At 69.6% G+C, this 22,281-nt stretch carries 19 protein-coding genes and 2 pseudogenes; 19 read left to right on the forward strand and 2 right to left on the reverse strand.

What is annotated here, in order from left to right:
• The 14 genes and pseudogenes from murC to ACFQW8_RS15215 all read left to right on the forward strand — a co-directional run bounded on the left by murC (position 1) and on the right by ACFQW8_RS15215 (position 16,065).
• Positions 1-1,449, forward strand: a complete 1,449-nt coding sequence (gene murC, locus ACFQW8_RS15155; protein WP_380088835.1) for a UDP-N-acetylmuramate--L-alanine ligase — start codon at positions 1-3, stop codon at positions 1,447-1,449.
• The gene (locus tag ACFQW8_RS15160; RefSeq protein WP_380088836.1) at positions 1,446-2,192 is read left to right on the forward strand and encodes a cell division protein FtsQ/DivIB; all 747 of its coding nucleotides are present in this window, start codon (positions 1,446-1,448) and stop codon (positions 2,190-2,192) included. Before murC ends, ACFQW8_RS15160 begins: the two co-directional genes overlap by 4 nt.
• Positions 2,193-2,501: 309 nt before the next feature.
• Entirely contained in the window at positions 2,502-3,803 is a 1,302-nt protein-coding gene (ftsZ, locus tag ACFQW8_RS15165; protein ID WP_380088837.1) for a cell division protein FtsZ, read from the forward strand.
• A gap of 71 nt (positions 3,804-3,874) precedes the next feature.
• Positions 3,875-4,597 carry a peptidoglycan editing factor PgeF gene (gene pgeF, locus ACFQW8_RS15170; RefSeq protein WP_380088839.1) on the forward strand — a complete coding sequence of 241 codons (723 nt, stop codon included), beginning with the start codon at positions 3,875-3,877 and terminating at the stop codon, positions 4,595-4,597.
• Positions 4,594-5,292, forward strand: coding sequence for a YggS family pyridoxal phosphate-dependent enzyme (locus ACFQW8_RS15175; RefSeq protein ID WP_380088841.1), 699 nt, complete (start codon positions 4,594-4,596; stop codon positions 5,290-5,292). The genes pgeF and ACFQW8_RS15175 overlap by 4 nt, the downstream gene beginning before the upstream one ends.
• 54 nt (positions 5,293-5,346) lie before the next feature.
• The gene (locus ACFQW8_RS15180; protein WP_380088843.1) at positions 5,347-5,835 is read left to right on the forward strand and encodes a cell division protein SepF; all 489 of its coding nucleotides are present in this window, start codon (positions 5,347-5,349) and stop codon (positions 5,833-5,835) included.
• 45 nt (positions 5,836-5,880) lie between these two features.
• Positions 5,881-6,156: a YggT family protein gene (locus ACFQW8_RS15185; protein WP_380088845.1), complete on the forward strand. Its 276-nt coding sequence runs from the start codon at positions 5,881-5,883 to the stop codon at positions 6,154-6,156.
• 71 nt (positions 6,157-6,227) lie between these two features.
• Positions 6,228-6,332 (forward strand): annotated as a pseudogene (locus ACFQW8_RS18165) (DivIVA domain-containing protein); the annotation flags it as partial.
• A 1,092-nt stretch (positions 6,333-7,424) separates the two neighbouring features.
• Positions 7,425-7,601 (forward strand): annotated as a pseudogene (locus ACFQW8_RS18170) (DivIVA domain-containing protein); the annotation flags it as partial.
• Between the two features lie 198 nt (positions 7,602-7,799).
• Positions 7,800-8,600 (forward strand): TraR/DksA family transcriptional regulator, encoded by an 801-nt coding sequence (locus ACFQW8_RS15195; protein ID WP_380088848.1) that lies wholly within the window; start codon positions 7,800-7,802, stop codon positions 8,598-8,600.
• On the forward strand, positions 8,573-9,256 hold the full coding sequence (gene lspA / locus ACFQW8_RS15200; RefSeq protein WP_380088850.1) for a signal peptidase II: 684 nt from the start codon (positions 8,573-8,575) through the stop codon (positions 9,254-9,256). The genes ACFQW8_RS15195 and lspA overlap by 28 nt, the downstream gene beginning before the upstream one ends.
• Positions 9,249-10,172: an RluA family pseudouridine synthase gene (locus ACFQW8_RS15205; protein WP_380088852.1), complete on the forward strand. Its 924-nt coding sequence runs from the start codon at positions 9,249-9,251 to the stop codon at positions 10,170-10,172. The genes lspA and ACFQW8_RS15205 overlap by 8 nt, the downstream gene beginning before the upstream one ends.
• 99 nt (positions 10,173-10,271) lie before the next feature.
• The gene (gene dnaE / locus ACFQW8_RS15210; RefSeq protein WP_380088853.1) at positions 10,272-13,886 is read left to right on the forward strand and encodes a DNA polymerase III subunit alpha; all 3,615 of its coding nucleotides are present in this window, start codon (positions 10,272-10,274) and stop codon (positions 13,884-13,886) included.
• Complete coding sequence (locus ACFQW8_RS15215) at positions 13,879-16,065, forward strand: S9 family peptidase (RefSeq protein WP_380088855.1); 2,187 nt, start codon at positions 13,879-13,881, stop codon at positions 16,063-16,065. Before dnaE ends, ACFQW8_RS15215 begins: the two co-directional genes overlap by 8 nt.
• Here ACFQW8_RS15215 and ACFQW8_RS15220 read toward each other — a convergent pair.
• Positions 15,997-16,884 (reverse strand): universal stress protein, encoded by an 888-nt coding sequence (locus ACFQW8_RS15220; RefSeq protein WP_380088856.1) that lies wholly within the window; start codon positions 16,882-16,884, stop codon positions 15,997-15,999. The genes ACFQW8_RS15215 and ACFQW8_RS15220 overlap by 69 nt on opposite strands.
• A 200-nt stretch (positions 16,885-17,084) precedes the next feature.
• On the opposite strand from ACFQW8_RS15220, the gene ACFQW8_RS15225 reads away from it, so the two are divergent.
• From ACFQW8_RS15225 to mtnA, 5 genes are all read left to right on the forward strand, one after another.
• Positions 17,085-17,738, forward strand: a complete 654-nt coding sequence (locus tag ACFQW8_RS15225) for a SatD family protein (RefSeq protein WP_380088858.1) — start codon at positions 17,085-17,087, stop codon at positions 17,736-17,738.
• Complete coding sequence (locus ACFQW8_RS15230; RefSeq protein WP_380088859.1) at positions 17,735-18,502, forward strand: hypothetical protein; 768 nt, start codon at positions 17,735-17,737, stop codon at positions 18,500-18,502. Before ACFQW8_RS15225 ends, ACFQW8_RS15230 begins: the two co-directional genes overlap by 4 nt.
• Positions 18,503-18,567: 65 nt before the next feature.
• Entirely contained in the window at positions 18,568-19,365 is a 798-nt protein-coding gene (locus tag ACFQW8_RS15235) for a hypothetical protein (RefSeq protein WP_380088861.1), read from the forward strand.
• Positions 19,366-19,439: 74 nt separating this feature from the next.
• On the forward strand, positions 19,440-20,465 hold the full coding sequence (ctlX, locus tag ACFQW8_RS15240; protein ID WP_380088863.1) for a citrulline utilization hydrolase CtlX: 1,026 nt from the start codon (positions 19,440-19,442) through the stop codon (positions 20,463-20,465).
• A gap of 26 nt (positions 20,466-20,491) precedes the next feature.
• Positions 20,492-21,556 carry an S-methyl-5-thioribose-1-phosphate isomerase gene (gene mtnA / locus ACFQW8_RS15245; protein ID WP_380088865.1) on the forward strand — a complete coding sequence of 355 codons (1,065 nt, stop codon included), beginning with the start codon at positions 20,492-20,494 and terminating at the stop codon, positions 21,554-21,556.
• Positions 21,557-21,607: 51 nt separating this feature from the next.
• Here mtnA and ACFQW8_RS15250 read toward each other — a convergent pair whose 3' ends face one another.
• The gene (locus ACFQW8_RS15250; protein ID WP_380088867.1) at positions 21,608-22,240 is read right to left on the reverse strand and encodes a class II aldolase/adducin family protein; all 633 of its coding nucleotides are present in this window, start codon (positions 22,238-22,240) and stop codon (positions 21,608-21,610) included.
• Positions 22,241-22,281 lie beyond the last annotated feature (41 nt).

A 22,281-nucleotide genomic window follows, 5' to 3' on the forward strand; every position in this document is an offset into this window, starting at 1 on the left:
GTGGAGTCACCCAGCCCCCGGTTCGACTTCACCGCTGAGGTCCCCGGGCTCGACACTCTCGGCCGCGTCCACCTCATCGCCATCGGCGGTGCGGGCATGTCCGCCGTCGCTCGCCTCATGCTCGCGCGCGGCGTCGTCGTGAGCGGGTCCGACGCCAGGGACAGCCCCGTCCTCGAGACGCTGCGCGGGCTGGGTGCGCACGTCTTCGTCGGACACGACCTGGCCCACGTGGCCGATGCCGACACCGTCGTCATCTCGTCGGCGATCCCCGAGACCAACGTCGAGCTCGCCGCCGCCCGAGGGTCCGGCCGGCTCGTGCTGCACCGCTCCCAGGGCCTGGCCGCCACGATGCACGACTCGAGACCTGTCGCCGTCGCCGGGGCCAACGGCAAGACGACGACGACATCGATGCTCACGGTCGCGCTGCAGCGGGCCGGGCTCGACCCGTCCTTCGCGTCCGGGGGGGAGCTCACGGGGCAGGGCACCAACGCGGCGTGGACGGGCGGTGATCTCTTCGTCGTCGAGGCCGACGAGAGCGATGGGTCCTTCCTCGTCTATGGCCCCGAGGTCGCCGTCGTCACCAACGTGCAGCCGGACCACCTCGACTTCTACGGCACCTACGACAACGTGGAGGCGGCCTATGCGGACTTCGTCGCCTCGATCCGACCGGGGGGCCTGCTCGTGGCCTGCGCCGACGACCCAGGGTCGGCACGCCTGGCTGCTCGCGCAGCGTCGTCGGGCACTCGTGTCCTCACCTATGGCTTTGCTGCGTCGGCGGACCTCACGCTCGCCGACCACCGTCCCGATGACGAGGGCATCGGCACGACGACGACCCTGCAGCTGGCCGACGGCACCACGGCGCACCTGCGCCTCGCGACGCCGGGTCCGCACAACGCCCTCAACGCCGCCGCGGCATACCTCGCAGCGACCGCCGGCTTCGCGGCCGACGAGACGCTGGTCCTCGAGGGTCTCGCCGGCTTCGACGGGGCGCGCCGCCGCTTCGAGGTGCGCGGTGAGGTCGGGGGAGTGACCGTCGTCGACGACTACGCCCACAACGTCGGCAAGGTCGCGGCGGTCGTCCGCACGGCGGCCGAGATCGCTGAGCGCCGGGGTGGGCGGCTGCACGTCGCCTTCCAACCCCACCTCTACTCCCGCACCCGTGACTTCGCCGAGGGGTTCGCGGCCGGTCTCGCGCCGGCCGACACCGTCGCCCTCCTCGATGTCTACGGAGCCCGCGAGCAACCCATGGAGGGAGTGACGAGCGACCTCATCGCCGCGCCCCTGCGCGCCCTGCCCGGTGCGCGCACCGTCACCGTCGGTGGGACCTTCGACGACGTGGCCCGTGCACTGGCCGCCGCCTCTGCCTCCGGCGACCTCGTCCTCACCGTGGGCGCCGGTGACGTCACCGACCTCGCCGCTCTCGTCCTCGACAGGTTGGAATCGCCGTGAGCGGCGTGGAGATCTCGGCGCGCGGGCTGGCTTCGGCCGACTCGCGCTTCCGTGAGCGAGCGCTCGCTCGCCGCCGTCGTCCCTGGCGCCGCGTCCTCTGGACGGTGCTCGCCGTCCTGGTCGTGTCGGCGGGCGTGTGGCTCACCTTCTGGAGCCCGGTCTTCGCGGTGCGCTCGATCCAGGTGGCCGGCGTGACCGGGGCCGACCGGACGGCGGTGGCCTCGCTCGTCGGCGTCGACCGTGGCACTCCCTTGGCCCTGGTGGACCTCGACGACGTCGAGGAGAGGGTCCGCTCCCGTCGGACCATCGCCGAGGTGTCCGTCGAGCGCGGCTGGCCCGGCACCCTGCGCGTCAGCGTGGTCGCGCGCCAGCCGGCGCTGGTGCTCAAAAACCCTCAGGGTCAACTTGAGGTTGTGGATGCTACGGGCGTCTCCTACGACACGGTGGCGTCACCACCGGCCGGCATCCCCGTCGTCTCTGCCGCGTCGACGAAGGGGACGACCAAGGAAGCTCTGGAGGCAGCGCTCTCGGTGATCCAGACGCTCCCCACCGACCTCACCCAGCGGGTCACGGCCATCCAGGTCAGCACCGCGAACCTCGTGTCCTTCAACCTGGCGGGCATCCGGGTGGTCTGGGGTGGCGCCGACCAGGCGGAGCGCAAGCTCGAGATCCTTCGGGCGCTCCTGCCGACCAAGCCCGGCACCATCGACGTCAGCGCCCCGGACACCCCCGTCACCCGCTGACCCGCCGCGCACGTCGCTCGCCTCAGGTCCTGCCGGTCTTCGGTCGCGCGATGTGGGGAAGATGGGGGTGGTGTGACGCAAGTGACGTGGGTGAGGAACAATCGTCGGACCCGCCCGCGACACGCCCTTGCGCTCGTTGCATGACACCGCACCGGCGCCTAGCGTCAGGCCAACGGTTCGGAATCAAACTGTGACCCTTGACCTGAGGTTCAGACTCAGGGGCCGGCAGCACCAGCCTTGTGACGACCTAACCGGCACGTCGCACCACCAGCACGAGCACCCCAGCACATCTCAGGAGAGGCCCTCACCGTGGCAACACCCCAGAACTACTTGGCCGTCATCAAGGTCGTCGGCATCGGTGGCGGTGGTGTCAACGCCATCAACCGGATGATCGAGGTCGGGCTCAAGGGTGTTGAGTTCATCGCGATCAACACCGATGCGCAGGCACTGCTCATGAGCGATGCCGACGTCAAGCTCGACGTCGGCCGCGAGCTGACCCGCGGGCTCGGCGCCGGCGCCGACCCCGAGGTCGGCAAGAAGGCCGCCGAGGACCACGCCGAGGAGATCGAGGAGGTCCTCAAGGGGGCCGACATGGTCTTCGTGACTGCCGGTGAAGGTGGTGGCACAGGCACGGGTGGTGCGCCCGTCGTCGCGCGTATCGCCCGAGGCCTCGGAGCGTTGACGATCGGCGTCGTCACCCGGCCGTTCACCTTCGAGGGTCGCCGCCGCGCCAACCAGGCCGAGTCGGGCATCGCCGGTCTGCGCGAAGAGGTCGACACCCTCATCGTCATCCCCAACGACCGTCTGCTCTCGATCAGCGACCGTGCCGTCTCGATGCTCGACGCCTTCCGCAGCGCCGACCAGGTGCTGCTCTCGGGTGTCCAGGGCATCACCGACCTCATCACGACCCCGGGCCTGATCAACCTCGACTTCGCCGACGTCAAGTCGGTCATGCAGGGGGCCGGCTCCGCGCTCATGGGCATCGGTTCGGCCCGCGGCGAGGACCGCGCCGTCCAGGCGGCAGAGCTCGCCATCTCGAGCCCGCTCCTCGAGGCGAGCATCGACGGGGCGCACGGGGTGCTCCTCTCGATCCAGGGTGGCAGCGACCTCGGCCTCTTCGAGATCAACGAGGCCGCCCGTCTCGTGCAGGAGGCCGCGCACCCGGAGGCCAACATCATCTTCGGTGCAGTCATCGACGACGCCCTCGGCGACGAGGTGCGCGTGACCGTCATCGCGGCCGGCTTCGACGGGGGCACTCCGGTCAAGCGTCCGGACGAGCGCGGCATCGGCAGCATCCAGGGGCCGAGCAAGACCCAGCAGGCCGCAGCAGCGCAGCAGTCCTCAGGCCAGCAGCACCAGTTCCAGCAGGGGCAGCAGGGCCAGGCGCAGCAGGGCCAGCCGGGCCTGCGTCCCGCGACCCAGGGTGAGACGCACCGCCAGTCCGCCCCCGGCACGTCTGCGCCGGTCGCCCCCACCGGTGAGCCGGTTCGCCCGGCGACGGAGGGAGCGCCCGTGCAGCGCAGCGCCGAGGGGGAGCAGCGCCCGACCCCGCCACGCACCGTGACCTTCGACGACGGCGACGATCTGGACGTGCCCGACTTCCTGAAGTGAGTGTCTGAGCGGGGATCACGACGAGGGCGACCGGTTCCACCGGTCGCCCTCGTCGCGTCTACGGTGGTGACGTGTTCTTCTGGCGTGACGACGTGGGCGGGATCCGCCGTGCCTTCACCGACCGCTTGGACGGCGTGAGCGTGGGTGCGTATGCCGGCCTCAACCTGGGTGGTCACGTGGGCGATGCGCCGGAAGCGGTGCGGGAGAACCGAGCTCGGGTGGCGCTTTCGCTGGGCGTGGACCTCGACCACCTCGTCTTCATGGACCAGTGCCACGGCGCAGATGTCGCCGTGATCACCGAGCGGCCCGATGGCCCGCTCGTCGTCGACGGGGTCGTCACCGCGACGCCGGGACTCGCACTCGCCGTGCTCGTGGCGGACTGCACACCCGTCCTGCTGTCGGACGAGGCGGCCGGCGTCGTCGGTGCCGTCCACGCGGGGCGCCCCGGCATGACCAAGAACGTTGTGCCCCGGGCGATCGCGGCCATGGCGGGTCTTGGTGCGACCGACATCGCGGCAGTGGTCGGCCCCAGCGTCTGTGGCCGCTGCTACGAAGTGCCGCTGACCATGCGTGAGGACGCCGCGGCCGTGGCACCGGAGGCGCGAGCGGTGTCGTGGACGGGCACGCCGGCCATCGACGTCGCCGCCGGTGTCGTCGCCCAGCTGCGAGGAGCTGGCGTGGACGAGATCAGCTGGGTCCCGGGTTGCGCGCGCGAGGACGAGTCCCTGTTCTCCTACCGTCGCAACGGCACGACCGGCCGGTTCGCGGGTGTCATCGTGAGAGGTGCCCCATGACCGGGCGCCGGGCCGAGCTCGCGGCCAACCTGGCGAGGGTCCACGAGCGCATCGCAGGCGCGGCCGGGGCGGCCGGGCGCGATGCCTCGCAGATCGAGCTCGTCGTCGTGACGAAGTACTTCCCGGCCAGTGACGTCGACCTGCTGGCCGACCTGGGCGTCCGGCACATCGGTGAGAACAAGGACCAGGAGGCCAGCGCCAAGGTCGCGGAGCTGTCGCACCGGGACGACATCATGGTGCACTTCGTCGGTCAGCTCCAGTCCAACAAGGCCGGCCACGTCGCGACCTACGCCGACGTGGTGCAGTCCGTCGACCGGGCCAAGCTCGTCACGGCTTTGGACCGTGCGGCTCAGCGCGCCGACCGGCGGGTGGACGTCCTCCTCCAGGTGGCGCTCGACGAGGCCCCCGGCCGCGCGGGAGTCGCAGCGGACGACGTCGCGGCGCTCGCTGACCTCGTGGCGGCGTCCCGCTGCCTCAGCCTGCGGGGGGTCATGGCCGTGGCACCTCGCGAAGGTGACCCGAGGGCGGCCTTCGCCCGACTGCGGGAGGTGGCACACGGCATACGGGCAGGTCATCCGGATGCCACGTGGATCTCGGCCGGGATGAGCGGCGATCTCGAGGCCGCCGTCGGTGAGGGAGCGACACACCTGCGTGTCGGGACGGCAATACTCGGTTCTCGCCCCTCACTTGGGTAACTTCGTCGACGAACCACTGACCACACCGGTCGCCGATTCGTACGAGGAGCTCTCATGGCTGGCGCGCTGCGCAAGACGATGGTCTATCTCGGCCTGGCCGAGGACGAGGGCCGTTACTACGACGACGCCTACGACGAGTACGACACCGACGAGGGCCTCGACTCGGAGGAGACCAGGGAGCCACGGGAGCGGGCCGCCGAGGTCACGCCCCTGGCCAACCGACGCAGCGTCGCGCAGGTCGTGCGCACACCGGAGGCCACGGGCATGTCACGGATCACGACGATTCACCCGCGCACCTACAACGAGGCCAAGACGATCGGCGAGAACTTCCGTGACGGCACGCCCGTCATCATGAACCTCACCGACATGGACGACGCCGACGCCAAGCGCCTCGTCGACTTCGCCGCAGGGCTCGTCTTCGGTCTCCATGGGGCGATCGAGCGGGTCACCGCCAAGGTCTTCCTGCTCTCGCCGTCGACCGTCGAGGTCCACGCCGAGGAGTCCGGCGCCGTCCCCGGTCGCACGCTCTTCAACCAGAGCTGACCCCGCCGCGCTCCGGACACAGCCCGGTCCCGCACACTGGTCCGCATGAACACCGTGCGTGCCCTGCTCGAATTCATCGTCTGGCTCTACCTGATGGTGGTCTTCGGGCGCCTCATCCTGGACTGGATTCGAGTGTTCGCCCGTGACTGGCGGCCGCGCGGAGTGATGCTCGTCATCGCCGAAGCGGTCTACACCCTGACCGATCCGCCACTGAACGCCCTGCGGAAGGTCATCCCGCCACTGCGCCTCGGCGGGGCCTCGATCGACCTGGCGTTCCTCGTTCTGGTCCTCGCGCTCTACCTCCTGATCTACATCCTCTAGTCTGGATCGCTGAGCCGTGTGTCCTTCGTGACGCACGGCGTCCCCGAACCGACTGACACAGAGGAGTGGACATGGCGTTGTCGCCCGAGGATGTCCTCAACAAGACGTTCACGACCACCCAGTTCCGACGCGGCTACGACGAGCGCGAGGTCGATGACTTCCTCGATGACATCGTCGCCGAGATGCGTCGCATGGCCAAGGCCGACGACGAGGTGCGCAACCAGCTCAACGACTGCCGTCAGGGCCGCGGCCTCGAGCCCGTCACCGCTGCCATGCCGGCACCGGCCGCCGTCGTGCCCGACCGCTCCGCCGAGATCTCCAAGCTCGAGGGTCGCAACTCCGAGCTCGAGGCCCGGGTGCGCGAGCTCGAGGAGCTCGAGGGCAAGAGCCAGCCCAGCGAGGACAAGGGCGAGGCCGACGCCCTGTCCCAGCGCAACACCGAGCTCGAGAACCGGGTCAAGGACCTCGAGCACCAGCTCGGCGAGTCCGACCGTGAGATCGCCCAGCTCCGCGACCAGCACGATGCCCTCGCCGCTGAGCGCGACTCGCTCGTGGCTGAGCGCGACGCCCTTCGTGGTGAGCGCGACTCGATCGCCTCCGAGCGTGATCGCGAGCGCGCCGAGCGCGAGGCCGCGTCGGCGCAGAACGAGCAGGAGCGCGAGGCCGTCTACGCCAAGGCCCACGACAACGCCGACGAGCAGCTCGCCACCCTGCGTGCCCGGGTCGAAGAGGCCGAGGCCGAGGCCCAGCGCCGGATCCAGCAGGCGCAGGCGGACGCCGAGCAGGCCGAGGCCAAGGCCCAGCAGCGTCGCGCCAGCGCGCAGGGAGCGGTGCAGGACGACCAGGGTTCCGAGGTTGCCGCGGTCGCCGGAGCGGGCGCGGTCGGTTCCGGTTCGGCAGCGGGTGTCCTCGCCCTGGCCCAGCGACTCCACGACGAGCACGTGTCCGCGGGCGAGAGCCGTCGTGACGAGCTCGTGCGTGAGGCCCAGGCCCGGCACGACGAGCTGCTGAGCACCGGCGAGAGCAAGCACCACGAGCTGGTCAACCGTGGCCAGTCGCAGCACGACGAGCTGATCAGCACGGCGCAGGCCCGGCACGACGAGCTCGTGAGCACCGCCCAGGCGCAGCACGACGAGCTCGTGACGACGGCGAAGTCGCAGCACGACACGATGCTCGCCGAGGCCACGAGCAAGCGTGAGGAGCTCATCACCGAGGCCCGCGAGCGCTCCACGGGCATGGTCCACGAGGCACAGCAGCGCAAGGCCTCCATCCTTGCGGAGCTCGGTGAGCAGCGCACGGTGCTGGAGCGCAAGATCGAGCAGCTGCGCGGCTTCGAGCGCGACTACCGCGGTCGTCTCAAGACCTACATCGAGGGTCAGCTGCACGAGCTGGACCACACCGCGGTCGACACCGAGGTCGAGGAGCACGCCAAGCAGGACACGTGATCCGTCACTGATGACCGTTTCTCCCGAAGGGCACCCGGTCACCGGGTGCCCTTCGGCAGGTCACCGCCGGTATGCCGCCGCTGAAACTTCGCAGGTCGTGTGGCTCTTAGCGTTGTGATGGCCATCATCAGGGCTTATCCTCTCGGCACGTGGTCGAGCCCTCTCGGGCCCGACCTTTGTTGAGCAGTGAGGACAGGCATGGCTGCCAAGCGCGCTCCTTCGGGGGCCACCAGAGCTGGATCCGGCAAGGCGTCGTCCGCGAAGGCGGTGGCGAAGAAGGTCGGGGCGAAGGCCACCGCCTCACTGAAGTCGACCGCCAAGGGCGAGCCGACGTCCTCGGGCGGTGCGAAGCCGGCGAAGAAGGCCGGCGCGTCGAAGGTGGCTGCCGCGCCTGCCAAGAAGGCGCCCGCCAAGAAGGCTCCCGCCAAGGCGGCGCCGGCGAAGAAGGCGCCGACCGCGAAGGCTCCGGCCAAGAAGGCGCCGACTGCGAAGGCGCCAGCCAAGAAGGCGCCAGCCAAGAAGGCGCCAGCCAAGAAGGCGCCAGCCAAGAAGGTGCCTGCGAAGACCACCGCCACGAAGGCGCCCGCCCAGCGAGCGACGAAGAAGGCGCCGCTGGTCGTGCGCGAGGACGAGTCACCGTGGACGGCCAAGGAGCTCAAGCAGGTCCGGACCGCCATCGAGGCCGACATCGCGCAGCTCACCTCCGAGGTCGCGGTCGCAGAGGCCGAGCTGTCGGACCTGCTCCGTGACTCGGGTGACGGTGCGGGTGACGACCAGGCCGACGCCGGGGCCAAGACCTACGACCGTGAGCAGGAGATCGCGCTGGCCGACAACGCCCGCGAGATGCTCCGTCAGAACGAGCACGCTCTCGAGCGACTGGACGACGGCACCTACGGCGTGTGCGAGTCGTGTGGCCAGCCGATCGGCAAACTTCGTCTCCAGGCCGCACCTCGTGCGACCCTATGCATGCGATGCAAGACGAAACAGGAACGCCGCTGACGCCCAGCGCCCGACCCACCACCGCACCGGCCCAGGATCACGTCCAGGGCCGGTCGCGGCTGTTTGCCCTCCTCATCGGACTGGGGCTGCTCACCCTGGCCCTGGACCAGGGCTCGAAGGTGTGGGCCCTGGCTTCGCTGACACCGGGGGAGCCGCGCGACCTGCTCGGGTCCTTCGTGCGTCTCAACCTCATCCGCAACGCGGGCGCGGCCTTCTCGCTCGGCGACGGTGTCACGTGGCTGTTGACGCTCCTCGCCCTCGGGATCGTCGTGTGGGTCGCTCGCGCCGCGCGCCAGGTGGGCCATCGGGGCTGGGCCGTCACACTCGGCATGCTCCTCGGCGGCGCCATCGGCAACCTCGTGGACCGGATCTTCCGCGCACCGGGCCTCGGGCGGGGCCACGTCGTGGACTTCATCGACTACTTCGGCCTCTTCATCGGCAACGTCGCAGACATCGCGATCGTCGTGGCGGCTGCACTCGGAGGCATCCTGGCGCTGCGCGGCATACCGCTCGACGGAGTGAGGCCGGGTCGTCATGAGGCACACCCGGCTGGTCCGGTCACCGACAGCGCCAGCGACAGCCCCACCGACGACAGCATCCCGAGCGCCCGCCAGTCCGGCACCGACACCCCCACGACGAATGGCGACCATGTCTGACAGCCGCACCATGCTCGTCCCCGAGGGCCTGCAGGGTGAGCGTGTCGACGCGGCCATCTCGCGTCTGTTCGGCCTGTCGCGCACCCGTGCAGCGGATCTCGCCGCCGACGGTGGCGTGGCGGTCAACGGCACGAGCGTCGGCAAGTCCCACCGCGTCCACGGCGGCGACCTGCTCGAGGTCACCCTGCCCGGCGCCGATGCCGGCCCCACGCTCGAGGTCATCGCCGAACCCGTGCCGGACATGGGGATTATCCACGACGACGACGACATCGTCGTCGTCGACAAGCCGGTCGGTGTCGCCGCGCACCCCAGCGTGGGCTGGACCGGACCGACGGTCCTCGGCGGGCTCGCCGCGGCCGGCTACCGCATCTCGACGAGCGGCGCGAGCGAGCGGCAGGGCATCGTCTCGCGTCTGGACGTCGGCACGTCCGGTCTCATGGTCGTCTGCAAGAGCGAGCGGGGCTACTCGATCCTCAAGCGGGCGTTCAAGGAGCGTCGGGTCGAGAAGACCTACCACACGCTCGTGCAGGGCCTGCCCGATCCGCTCGTCGGCACGATCGACGCTCCGATCGCGCGCCACCCGGGTCACGACTACAAGTTCGCCGTCATGGAGTCGGGCAAGCACGCGGTGACGCACTACGAGCTGATCGAGGCCTTCCGGCATGCGAGCCTGCTCGACATCCGGCTCGAGACCGGCCGCACCCACCAGATCCGCGTCCACTTCTCGGCCCTGCGGCACCCCTGCGTCGGCGACCTGACCTACGGCGCGGACCCGACGCTGGCCAAGAAGCTCGGTCTCGAGCGCCAGTGGCTGCACGCCGTGGGACTCGGCTTCGAGCACCCGGGGTCCGGCGACTGGGTCACCTTCGAGAGCCAGTACCCGCCCGACCTCCAGAGCGCGCTCGACCTCCTCTGAGGAGGGGATCGGTACCGACCTGCAGTCACAGGCGCCACACGCGTCACACGCTGGCGCGGCGCTCAGGGGTGTCGGCCGGGCGACCTAGGATGGTCCACGATGTCGTCCACCACCTCCTCCCCAGTCCCGGACCGCAAGGACAACTTCGTCCATCTGCACGTCCACACCGAGTACTCCATGCTCGACGGGGCCGCCCGGATCGGCGACCTGTTCACCCGAGCCGGCGAGCTGGGTATGCCGGCCCTCGCCATGACCGACCACGGTTACCTCTACGGCGCCCACGAGTTCTGGCGCAAGGCCCAGGGGACCGGCGTCAAGCCGATCATCGGCCTCGAGGCCTACGTGACCCCCGGCACCCACCGCACGGACAAGACCCGGGTCAAGTGGGGCGACGAGCGCACCCGACAGGGTGACGACGTGTCCGGTTCCGGGGCCTACACGCACATGACACTGCTGGCCAAGAACAACGACGGCCTGCGCAACCTCTTCAGGATGGACAGCCTCGCCTCGCTCGACCAGGTCTACGCCAAGTGGCCCCGCCTCGACCGTGAGCTGATCAGCGAGTACGGCGACGGGCTCGTCGCCACGACGGGCTGCCCGTCGAGCGAGATCCAGACCCGGCTGCGCCTGGGCCAGTACGACCTGGCCAAGCAGGCGGCCAGCGACTACCGCGACATCTTCGGCGCCGAGAACTACTTCTGCGAGGTCATGGACCACCAGAACGAGATCGAGCGCCGCACGATCAAGGACCTGCTGCGGCTGGCCAAGGAGCTCGACCTCCCGCTCCTGGCCACCAACGACAGCCACTACACCTACCCCGAGGACGCCACGGCCCACGGCGCCCTCCTCTGCGTCCAGTCGGGTTCGACGCTCATGGACCCCAACCGCTTCAAGTTCGACGGGGACGGCTACTACCTCAAGTCTGCCGCCGAGATGCGCCACACCTGGCGTGAGTTCCCGGAGGCGTGCGACAACACCCTGCTCGTCGCCGACATGTGCGAGGTCTCCTTCACCGAGGGCGAAGGCCGCTACATGCCGCGGTTCGAGTGCCCGCCGGGTGAGAGCGAGGAGTCCTGGTTCGTCAAGGAGGTCCAGCGCGGACTGAGCGCACGCTTCGAGGACGGCATACCCGAGTACGCACAGAAGCAGGCCGACTACGAGGTCGACATCATCGCGTCCAAGGGTTACGCGTCCTACTTCCTCGTGGTCGCGGACTTCATCAACTGGGCCAAGGAGAACGGCATTCGCGTCGGCCCGGGTCGTGGTTCCGGTGCCGGGTCGATGTGCGCCTACGCGATGCGCATCACCGACCTCGACCCGATCCCGCACGGCCTGATCTTCGAACGGTTCCTCAACCCGGAGCGCATGTCGATGCCCGACTTCGACATCGACTTCGACGAGCGCCGACGCGGCGAGGTCATCCGCTACGTGACCGAGAAGTACGGCTCGGAGCGGGTCGCCCAGATCGTCACCTACGGCACGATCAAGGCCAAGCAGGCGGTCAAGGACTCGGCCCGCGTCATGGGCCACCCCTTCATCGTCGGGGAGCAGCTCACCAAGGCGATGCCGGCCGACGTCATGGGCAAGGGAGTGCCGCTGTCCGGGATCTATGACCCGGAGCACCCCCGCTACGCCGAGGGCAACGAGTTCCGCGCCCTCGTCGAGACCGAGCCGCACTTCAAGGAGGTCGTCGAGACCGCCAAGGGCCTCGAGGGCCTCAAGCGTCAGTGGGGCGTGCACGCGGCCGGCGTCATCATGTCGAGCGAGCCGCTCATCGACGTCATCCCCATCATGAAGCGACTGCAGGACGGCCAGATCCTCACGCAGTTCGACTACCCGACGTGCGAGACGCTCGGGCTCGTCAAGATGGACTTCCTGGGTCTGCGCAACCTCACAATCCTCGACGACGCCATCGAGAACGTGAAGGCCAACCGGGGCGAGGACCTCGACCTCGACGCCCTGTCCAAGGACATGACCGACAAGGCGACCTATCGCCTGCTGGCACGAGGGGACACGCTCGGGGTCTTCCAGCTCGACGGTGGCGGCATGCGCACCCTGCTCAAGCTGATGCAGCCCGACAACTTCGAGGACATCTCGGCCGCCCTGGCGCTGTATCGGCCGGGTCCGATGGGTGTCAACGCGCACACCAACTTCGCGCTGCGCAAGAACGGCAAGCAGGAGCTCACCCCGCTCGACCCCCAGCTCAAGGGCAAGCTCCAGCAGGAGATGATCGACGCCCTCCTGCCGATCCTGGGCACGACCTACGGCCTGGTGATCTACCAGGAGCAGGTCATGGAGATCGCCCAGCAGCTCGCCGGCTACACCCTCGGCAACGCCGACCTGCTCCGCCGCGCCATGGGCAAGAAGAAGAAGGAGGTCCTCGACAAGGAGTACGTCCCCTTCTCCGAGGGCATGAAGGCCAAGGGGTTCAACGAGGCCTCCATCGCCTCACTCTGGGGCGTTCTCGTTCCCTTCTCGGACTACGCGTTCAACAAGGCTCACACGGCGGCATACGGGCTCGTCTCGTACTGGACGGCCTATCTCAAGGCCAACTACCCGGCCGAGTACATGGCCGGACTGCTGACGAGCGTCGGCGACGACAAGGACAAGTCCGCGCTCTATCTCGGTGAGTGCCGTCGCATGGGCATCAAGGTGCTCCCGCCCGACGTCAACGACTCCGTCGCCCGGTTCGCCGCCGTGGGCACCGACATCCGCTTCGGCATGGCCGCCATCCGCAACGTCGGCCACAACGTCGTCGAGGCCATCATCGCGGCCCGTGAGGAGAAGGGTGCCTTCACCTCCTTCCGCGACTTCCTCAGCAAGTGCCCGGCGGTGGTGTGCAACAAGCGCACCATCGAGTCGCTCATCAAGGGTGGCGCCTTCGACGGCCTGGGGGAGGCGCGCGCCGGACTGCTGCGGATCCACGAGGAGTACGTCGACGCGTTCGTCTCCATCAAGCGCCAGGAGGCGATCGGTCAGGACTCGCTCTTCGGCTCGTTCGGAGGCGACGGTGCTGCAGGTGGTGAGGGCGACGTCACGATGATGGGTCTCTCCGCCGTGCCGACGGTGGAGTGGGACAAGTCGACCCTGCTGACCTTCGAGCGCGAGATGCTCGGCCTCTACGTTTCCGACCACCCGCTCTTCGGGGTCGAGCACATCCTCCAGCAGCACGCCGACACGGCCATCGCGACGTTGAGCGCCGAGGAGGGCAAGCCCGAGGGCACGATGGTCACGGTCGCCGGGCTCATCACCGGCCTCCAGATCAAGCGCACCAAGAAGGGTGACCTCTGGGCGATCGCGACCGTCGAGGACCTCGAGGGCGCGATCGAGTGCCTCTTCTTCCCCAGCTCCTACCTCACCGTGTCGACGATGCTCCAGCAGGACGTCGTGGCCGTGGTCCGCGGCAAGGTCAACCGTCGAGACGACTCCGTGTCGATCTATGCGCAGGAGCTGACGCTGCCCGAGATCACCGAGGGTCCGCGCGGCCCGGTGGTCGTCACCCTCGACACCATGCGTGCGACGACCGGTCGGATGGAGGAGCTCAAGGGCGTCCTGGCCAACCACCCGGGCACCACCGAGGTCCACCTCAAGCTCACCAAGCCCGGAAGGACGACCCTGATCAAGCTCGACGACGCCCTCAAGGTCAATGCCAGCGAGTCGCTCTTCGGCGACCTCAAGGTGCTCCTCGGACCGAGGTGTCTCACCGGTGGCTGACCCGACTGAGCCGACCCCGCCGCTCGCCGCCGTCCGAGAGCACATCCGTGAGCACCATGGTGACCGCGTCATCGACCGCTACGAGTGGCTGCGCGACGGCGACGACCTCGAGGTCCGTGCCTACCTCGATGCCGAGAACGCCTACGCCGACGCGCGCACGGCAGGGCTGCAACCACTGCGGGACAGCATCTTTGGTGAGATCAAGTCACGCATCCTCGAGACCGACCTCTCCGTCCCGGTGCGGTCCGGCCCCTGGTGGTACTACTCGCGCACCGTGGAGGGGCAGCAGTACGCCATCCATGCGCGCGTCGCGGTCACGGATCCTGCGGTGCGTCCGGTGGTCGCCCCGGACGAGACCCCGGACGGTGAGCAGGTGCTGCTGGACGGCAACGTCGAGGCGGGCAGCTCCGAGTTCTTCTCGGTCGGCGCCCTCTCGGTGAGTGTCGACCACTCGCGCCTCGCCTTCGCCACGGACACCAGCGGTGACGAGCGCTTCGACCTCGTCGTCCGCGACCTCACGACCGGCGAGACGCTCGACGAGTCGCTCACCGGCATCGGCTACGGCGTCGAGTTCTCGCATGACGGCGGCACGCTCTTCTACACCCGGGTCGATGACGCCTGGCGCCCGCACCAGCTGTGGCGGCACGTCGTCGGTTCGGACCCGAGCGGTGACGTCCTCGTCCACGACGAGCCGGACGAGCGCTTCTGGATGGGCATCGGCTCCAGTCGTGACGACCGCTGGCTCATCCTCGCCCTCGGCTCCAAGACGACCTCGGAGGTGCGCCTGCTCGACGCGACGACCCCCGAGGCCGACTTCCGCGTCGTGGCCCCCCGGCGCGAGGGTGTCGAGTACGACGTCGAGCCCGCGGCCGACCGGTTGCTCATCGTCCACAACACGGACAACCCCGACTCCGACCTGGCCTGGGCTCCGCTCGACGCCACGAGCCACGAAGAGTGGCAACCCCTCCTGGCGGCCGGCGAGGGCGAACGCTTCCTCGGCGTCGACGCCTTCGACGAGGTCGCCGTCCTGTCGCTGCGACGCGAGGGGCTGACGTCCCTGTCGCTGCTCCCCGTCGACATCACTAGCGAATCCGGGTATGCCGCACCCGTTCCGGTGCCCTTCGACGAACCGATCTACTCGGCTGGCCTGGGCGACAACCCGGAGCCGGGGCAGTCGGCGCTGCAGGTGGTCTTCGAGTCGTTCGTCACGCCGCGCACGGTCCTCGATCTCGACCTCGCCACGGGGACGCGCACGATCCTCAAGCAGCAGCCGGTGCTCGGTGACGTCGACCTGTCCGACTACGTGCAGCGCCGCGAGTGGGCGACCGCGGCCGACGGCACCCTCGTCCCGATCTCGGTCGTGCACCGGGTCGACCTCGCACCGGATGGCACCCACCCCGGTCTGCTCACCGCATACGGGGCCTATGAGCACTCGAGCGACCCCTACTTCTCCGTGGCTCGGCTGTCGCTGCTCGACCGAGGGGTCGTCCACGCGACGGCCCACGTGCGTGGCGGCGGCGAGATGGGGCGCCACTGGTACGACCAGGGCAAGCTGCTCGCCAAGCCCAACACGTTCAGTGACACCCTCGCCTGCGCTGACCGGCTCGTCGAGCTCGGCTGGGTGGCCCCGGACCGGCTCGGCCTCGAGGGCGGTTCCGCCGGTGGGTTGCTCGTGGGTGCCGTCGTCAACCTTGCGCCCGACCGCTTCCGTGTCGCGCACGGCGCCGTGCCGTTCGTCGACGCGTTGACGACGATCCTGCGGCCCGACCTCCCGCTCACCGTGGGGGAGTGGGAGGAGTGGGGCAACCCGCTCGAGGACCCGGAGGTCTATGCGGTGATGAAGGCCTACACGCCCTACGAGAACGTTGCGGCGCGGGCCTATCCGGCCATCCTGGCGACGACGAGCCTCAACGACACGCGCGTCTACTTCACCGAGGCGGCGAAGTGGGTGGCGAGGTTGCGGGCCACCGTCACCAACGACGCGGCGTCCCGACCGATCCTGCTGCGCACCGAGATGGCGGCCGGGCACGGAGGGCGCAGTGGTCGCTACGCGGCGTGGGAGCAGGTCGCCTGGGAGTGGGCCTTCGTCCTCGACCAGCTGGGTGCGACGTCACGCCTCCCGCGTGTGCACGACGACGAGCGGGCAGGCCGTCCGGCCGAGGAGCCGCCCCGACACTGACCCGAGGTGCAGTCCGGCGAAGCCTCCGGTGCCCCGCGCACCGACCACGACGAGGTCGGCCGTGTCGGCCGCCTGGATGAGGGCGGCGACGGGGGAGCTGCGCACGACCTCGTGCCGGACCTTGACGGCTGGGTGCTGGGTGCTGCTCGCGGCGATCTCGCGGCCCACCGCCTGCTCGAGGTGGCTCTCGTATGCCGGCCAGCTCGAGTCGGTCTGCAGAGTCGGGTCCGCGGGTCCCTTGGCCTCCCAGGAGTGCACGACGACGAGCTCGGCGCCACGGGCTGCGGCATGGCCGAAAGCGTTGTGCAGAGCGTTCATCGACGAGGTTGAGCCGTCGACGCCGACGACGATGCGCTGGTGGGTCCCCTCGGTGTGACCCTCGTGTCCGACGATGACGACGGGGCATCTCGCGTGCGCGGCGACCTGCTGGGCGACCGCTCCGATGCTTGCTCGGCTGAGTAGTCCGTGGCCGACGGCGCCGAGGACGACCATGGTGGCGTCACGCGACGCGCCGACCAGGGCGGGGGAGGCGAAGCCCGGCGGCAGGGACGTGGTGACGACGAGCCGGGAGTTGAGGGAGTGGACGCGCGCGGTGGCCGTGGCGAGCAGGCGTCTGCCCTCGGCCAGGACCGAGCTCTGGTCGGTGGTGCCGAAGCCGAGCATCGGGATGTCGGGTGCGAAGGCGTGGATGAGGTGCAGGGGGACTCTCAGGGCGCTCGCCTGCTCGGCGGCCCAGGCGAGCGCGGCCCAGCCGTGGGCGGAGCCGTCGATGCCCACGACGATGCGTGCGGTGGGGATGGGTGAGGTGGTACCGCTCATGATGCCTCCGGTCGAAAGTGGAGATCAGGCGGCGGGAACCTCTCCGGCCCGGGACCGGGGCCCCGTCGTCACGGGCCGTGACGGGTCCGTACCCCCATGATGGACCTGTGTGGCCACGGCGCAAGGTTCAGGACAAGGCTGCATTCGTAGGAAGTGAAGTCTATAACTGAATATCTACATAGTTAAGGTATGATCTGTATATGCCCCGAGTTCAGCGCTCGCCTGTCGTACTTATCGGAGACGTCGTCTCCTCCCGCCAGAGCAAGGATCGTCGGGGTCTTCACCGCGCCCTCGAAGCCGCGCTCTCCGACACCAACGCGAGGGTCGAGCACGTCGAGCCGCTCGAGATCACCGTCGGCGACGAGTTCCAGGGGATCTATCCCCACCTGGGTGCGGCGCTCGATGCTGCACTGCGCACCAGGCTCGCCCTGCGCCCGGAGGCCGAGAGCCGCTACGGGCTGGGCCGGGGCACCACGACGACGCTCGACAAGGATCGCGGGATCAAGGACGGACCGGCGTGGTGGGCGGCCCGCGAGGCCATCGTCGAGGTGGAGCGAACGGCCGGGCGCGCTGCCCTGGGACACGTGCACACGGCATACCGGCTGGCCGAGGGGGAGGACGACGACTCAGGGACCGCACTGGCGGTCGAGGCCGCGTTGCACTGTCAGGACCACATGGTTGGCTCGTTGTCCGAGCGGTCAGGGCGACTGCTGAAGGGACTTCTGGACGGCATGACGCAACGCGAGCTGGCAGTGGCCGAGGACATCACGCCTTCGGCGGTCTCGCAACGCGTGCGGGCCGATGGCCTCGCCGTCATCATGCGCTGCCACGACCTGCTCAAGGACCTGCCGTGACCTGGCTCGCGGTGTGGCTGCTCGGTGTGGGTGTCACCGACCTGCTGCGTGCCATCGACCACCGCGTGGTGCGTCGGCTCGCGGTTCCGCTCGGTGCCGTGACGGTCGTCGTCGTCGCGCTGCTGGCCGGGCTCACCGGCGCCGCCGACATCGTCGCCCTCGTCGCTGCGCTCGGGCCGCTGGCCGGGTGGGTGGCCCTGTCCGAGAGGTCTCTGCGCAGCGGCGGTGGGCACGTCGAGGCGCTGCTCCTGCTCGGCGGCACGGCAATCGTCCTCGTCGCACTGTCCGGGCTCGCCTCTGCACCGGGAGGTCTGCTCGCCGACTGGCTCGGCTGGGCCGACCTGCCCTTCTCGGACCAGCTCAGCGTCGGGCGGCTGCTCCTCGTGCTCGGATTCTTCGTCGCCAACCTCGCGACGGGCAACGTCATCGTGCGCCTCGTCCTCGTGAGTGTCGGGGCCCTGCGCCCATCGGCCAACGCTGCCGACGCTGACGAGACCCAGCCCTCCGAGAAGCTCAAGGGCGGCCGTCTGCTCGGCCCGATGGAGCGCGCCTTCATCCTCGGTCTCGGCCTCAGCGGCCAGATCACGGCAGCGAGCATCGTCATCGCAGCCAAGGGCCTCATCCGCTTCCCCGAGCTGCAGTCCGCCAAGGACGACACCACGAGTGTCAAGGGCGACGGCATCGACGAGGTCACCGAGTACTTCCTGGTCGGCAGCTTCGTCAGCTGGCTCGTCGCACTGGGGTCGTTGGCGCTCACCCGCTGAGGGTCCGGGTGAGGCATGCTGGGTCGAGGCCGTGGCACGGGCCCGGCCCGAACTGAGGAGGACCCGTGGGATTTCTCGACAAGCTGCTCGGCCGTGAGCCCCGCCAGCAGGCGCAGACCCCAGGGGCCGGCGGCGGATCCTGGTCCGCACCGAGCCAGAACCCGGGACAGGGCAGCACACAGCAGTTCGGCCAGATGTCGCAGGGGGGCAGCTCGGGTGGTCACGGGGCAGGTGCGAGTGAGGACGAGCGCGCTGTCGCCCGCTATCGCTACCTCCTGCGCACCGCGCCCCCGGAGAAGCTGGAGCAGGTGCACGCCGAGGCGTTCTCGCAGCTGACCCCTGAGCAGCGGGAACAGCTGCTCGCAGAGCTGTCGCAGTCGGCGCCGGAGGGCGAGGCGCCTCGCAGCGCCGAGCCCCAGGACCTCGCCAGGGCCGCGACCCGAGCCGAGATGCGCCAACCTGGAACGCTCGAGCGCACCTTCGGTGGAAGGTCGTTCGGTGGCGGTGCCAGCGGGATGGGCATGGGCGGCATGGTGATGGGTTCGATGATGGGCACGATCGCGGGTGTCGTCATCGGGTCCGCCATCGCCAACACGCTCTTCGACGACTATGGCTCCTCCTCGGAGGCGTCCGAGGTCGGCGAGTCCGGCGACGCAGGTGGCGGTGAGTCCGGCGACACCGGTGGCGGAGACGCCGGTGGTGATGCCGGTGGTGATGCCGGTGGCGGAGACGTCGGTGGCGCGGACGCCGGCGGCGCTGACTTCGCCGGAGGCAGTGACTTCGGCGGCGGTGACTTCGGTGGAGGCAGTGACTTCGGCGGCGGCGACTTCGGCGGTGGCGGCGACTTCGGTGGCGGCTTCTGACGGGCTCATCCGGGAAGGGCCCCGGCTCCGGTGCGGAGTCGGAGCATGACGCCCCGATGGTCTAGATTCCGTCCGTGAGTGCTCAGGCCCCTTCCGCCGTCATCCTGATCCGTGCTGAACGGTTCATGCCCAACCCCGCCACCGCGGCCGACAACGCCTTCCAGCGCGATGTCCCCACCGGGAAGGCGCCTGATGCCGTGTCGCGGGCGGCCCTCGCCGAGATGGACGCGCTGGCCGAGGCGCTGCGCGCGGTCGGCGTCAGGGTCCACGTCTTCGCGGACGAGGACCACACCCGTCCCGACAGCGTCTTCCCCAACAATTGGTTGTCCACGCATGCCGGCGGCTATGTCGCGGTGTACCCGATGTATGCGTCGAACCGTCGGCACGAGCGCCGCGCGGACGTCCTCGAGCTGCTCAAGTCCGACTACCGCGTCCAGGCCATCGTCGACTACTCCGGTCTCGAGCCCGACGGGATCTTCCTTGAGGGCACGGGCGCGATGGTCCTCGACCATGTGTCGCGTGTGGCCTACACGGCGCGCAGCCACCGCGCGGACATCGCTGTGCTCGAGCGCTTTTGCACCGACTTCGGCTACGAGCCGATGGGCTTCGACGCGGTGGACTCCGGGGGCGTGCCGGTCTACCACACCAACGTCATCGCCTGCATCGGCACCGACGTCGCCATGATCGCCCTCGAGATGATCCCCGACGAGCAGCGAAGGGAGCAGGTTCGTGAGCGGCTGTCCGTCACCGGCCGCACCATCGTCGAGCTCACCGAGGAGCAGATCCGGGAGTTCGCCGGCAACGCGGTCGAGCTGTGCGGTCGCACGCCCGAGGGCAGGCGCCGCTACGTCATGGCCATGTCGGCGCGCGCCCGCCGCAGCCTGCGCCCCGAGCAGATCTCCGTCATCGAGGAGTCCTGCGAGATCATCGCCGTCGACATCCCCACGATCGAGCTCGCCGGTGGGTCGGTGCGGTGCATGATCGCCGGGGTCCACCTCGACCGCCGCCCCACCGCCGATGCCGAGCCCACCGCGGCGGTCGAGGCCATCGACGAGAACGCCGAGACGATCGACGGGCAGGACCTCTTCGTCGAGGGTTGAGGGTGTGGCGTGCCTAGGGTGGGGACATGACCATCCGCGCCATCGAGTGGGACCACACCGCCGGCCGTGACCGGGCCGGTGCTGTGCGCCTGCTCGACCAGACCCTGCTCCCGCTACGCACCGAGTTCCGCACGGTGGAGCGCACAGACGACCTCGTGACCGCGATCCGCGAGCTGGCGGTGCGTGGGGCCCCGGCGCTGGGTGTCGCCGGCGCCCTGGGCGTGGTGGTCGCGATGGACGAGGCGGCCCGAGAGGGCTGGGACGAGCAAGCCCTTCAGGCGGCGGTCGACCGGGTGCGGCACGCGCGCCCGACGGCGGTCAACCTGGCCTGGGGTGTCGACGAGGTGCGGCCCCTGATGGCTGCCGGGCGTGAGGCCGTGCTGGAGGCGGCACTGAGGTTGGCCCAGGAGGACGAGTCCGCCAACCGACAGCTCTCCCGGCTCGCCGCGGACTGGCTGCTAGAGCGGATTGACCGACCCCGGCTGCGGGTGCTGACCCACTGCAACGCCGGCATCCTCGCGACCTCGGGCTGGGGCACTGCGCTCGGGGTGGTCCGTGAGCTGCATGCGCGCGACCGTGTCGAGCTCGTCTACGCCGACGAGACCAGGCCGCTGTTCCAGGGCGCGAGGCTGACGGCCTACGAGCTGGCGAAGGAGGGCATCCCGCACGTCGTGCAGACCGACTCCGCCGCCGCCTCGACCATTCTGCGAGGGCTGGTCGACCTCGCGGTCGTCGGCGCCGACCGGATCGCGGCGAACGGAGACACCGCCAACAAGATCGGCACGCTGGGTGTGGCCCTCGCGTGCCGCGACGCCAGCATCCCCTTCATGGTGGCGGCACCGTGGTCGACGGTCGACCTCTCGATGAGCGACGGCTCGACGATCGAGATCGAGGAGAGGGACGGCGACGAGGTGACCAGCTGGGCAGGCATCCGTGTGGTCCCAGAGGGGACGCAGGGCTTCAACCCCGCCTTCGACGTGACCCCTGCCCGCCTCGTCGATGCGGTGAGCACGGAGCGCGGGGTGGCCGAGCCTCGCTCAGGACGTGACCTCGAAATGTTGGCGCGAGCCACCGACGGCGTGACGCACTGAGCTCCTTCTGGCGCAGATGAATCCAGGGACTGCATGCGCCACTTCCGTGGTTCAGGCAGAGAGGATGTTGTCCTTCCATTCGGGGGGGAAGGTGGTCGTGGTGTCGCCGGCCCGGAGCAGCCGATACGTCATGGTGGCCGCCTCCTCGAGGTTGAGGGCGCGGCGCAGGGCCATGGCCACCGAGTCGCCCAGGGTGGAGCACCCATGGTGGGCGAGCACGACGGCGTCGTGTTCGAGAGCGGCCTGCGCAGCAGCGTCGGCTAGGGCGTCCGACCCTGAGGGCAGGAACGGCACCCGACCCGCACTGCCGAGGTAGTACTGGTGGTCCAACGTGGTGAAGCGGATGGGTGCGCCGAGCATGTCGACCAGCAGGACGTGCTGGGGGTGAAGGTGCACGATCGCGGCGACGTCGGGGCGCGCGGCATACGTTCGCTGGTGCAGCTTCCACTCCGCCGATGCCCGCTCGGCGCCGTCGACCCACTCTCCGGCCAGGGTCATCACGGCGAAGTCGTCGGGCACGAGGCGGTCCAGCCAGGTGCCGGTGCCCGTGATGACGAACGTGTCCGTTCCGGGCAGTCTGGCCGAGAGGTTGCCACCACTGGCTTGGACCAGACCGCGTGAGACGACGTGTGCCCCCGCCTCGGAGAGCTCGTCGATCAGGGTGTCACGCTGCGTCGTCGCCATGCCGCCATTGTGGTCGATGATCACGGCGGCGGTCGTGACCC

It is taken from the genome of Knoellia altitudinis (assembly GCF_042666355.1).
In the GTDB taxonomy this organism is placed as follows: domain Bacteria; phylum Actinomycetota; class Actinomycetes; order Actinomycetales; family Dermatophilaceae; genus Knoellia; species Knoellia altitudinis.

Excerpts from the sequence above, each read along its gene's own strand:
- dnaE (WP_380088853.1), top strand. The coding sequence starts at position 10,272 with ATGTCGTCCACCACCTCCTCCCCAGTCCCGGACCGCAAGGACAACTTC.
- ACFQW8_RS15180 (WP_380088843.1), top strand. The coding sequence starts at position 5,347 with ATGGCTGGCGCGCTGCGCAAGACGATGGTCTATCTCGGCCTGGCCGAG.
- ACFQW8_RS15220 (WP_380088856.1), bottom strand. The coding sequence starts at position 16,884 with ATGAGCGGTACCACCTCACCCATCCCCACCGCACGCATCGTCGTGGGC.
- mtnA (WP_380088865.1), top strand. The coding sequence starts at position 20,492 with ATGACCATCCGCGCCATCGAGTGGGACCACACCGCCGGCCGTGACCGG.
- ACFQW8_RS15175 (WP_380088841.1), top strand. The coding sequence starts at position 4,594 with ATGACCGGGCGCCGGGCCGAGCTCGCGGCCAACCTGGCGAGGGTCCAC.
- lspA (WP_380088850.1), top strand. The coding sequence starts at position 8,573 with ATGCAAGACGAAACAGGAACGCCGCTGACGCCCAGCGCCCGACCCACC.
- ACFQW8_RS15205 (WP_380088852.1), top strand. The coding sequence starts at position 9,249 with ATGTCTGACAGCCGCACCATGCTCGTCCCCGAGGGCCTGCAGGGTGAG.
- ACFQW8_RS15250 (WP_380088867.1), bottom strand. The coding sequence starts at position 22,240 with ATGGCGACGACGCAGCGTGACACCCTGATCGACGAGCTCTCCGAGGCG.
- ACFQW8_RS15195 (WP_380088848.1), top strand. The coding sequence starts at position 7,800 with ATGGCTGCCAAGCGCGCTCCTTCGGGGGCCACCAGAGCTGGATCCGGC.
- ACFQW8_RS15185 (WP_380088845.1), top strand. The coding sequence starts at position 5,881 with ATGAACACCGTGCGTGCCCTGCTCGAATTCATCGTCTGGCTCTACCTG.
- ACFQW8_RS15225 (WP_380088858.1), top strand. The coding sequence starts at position 17,085 with ATGCCCCGAGTTCAGCGCTCGCCTGTCGTACTTATCGGAGACGTCGTC.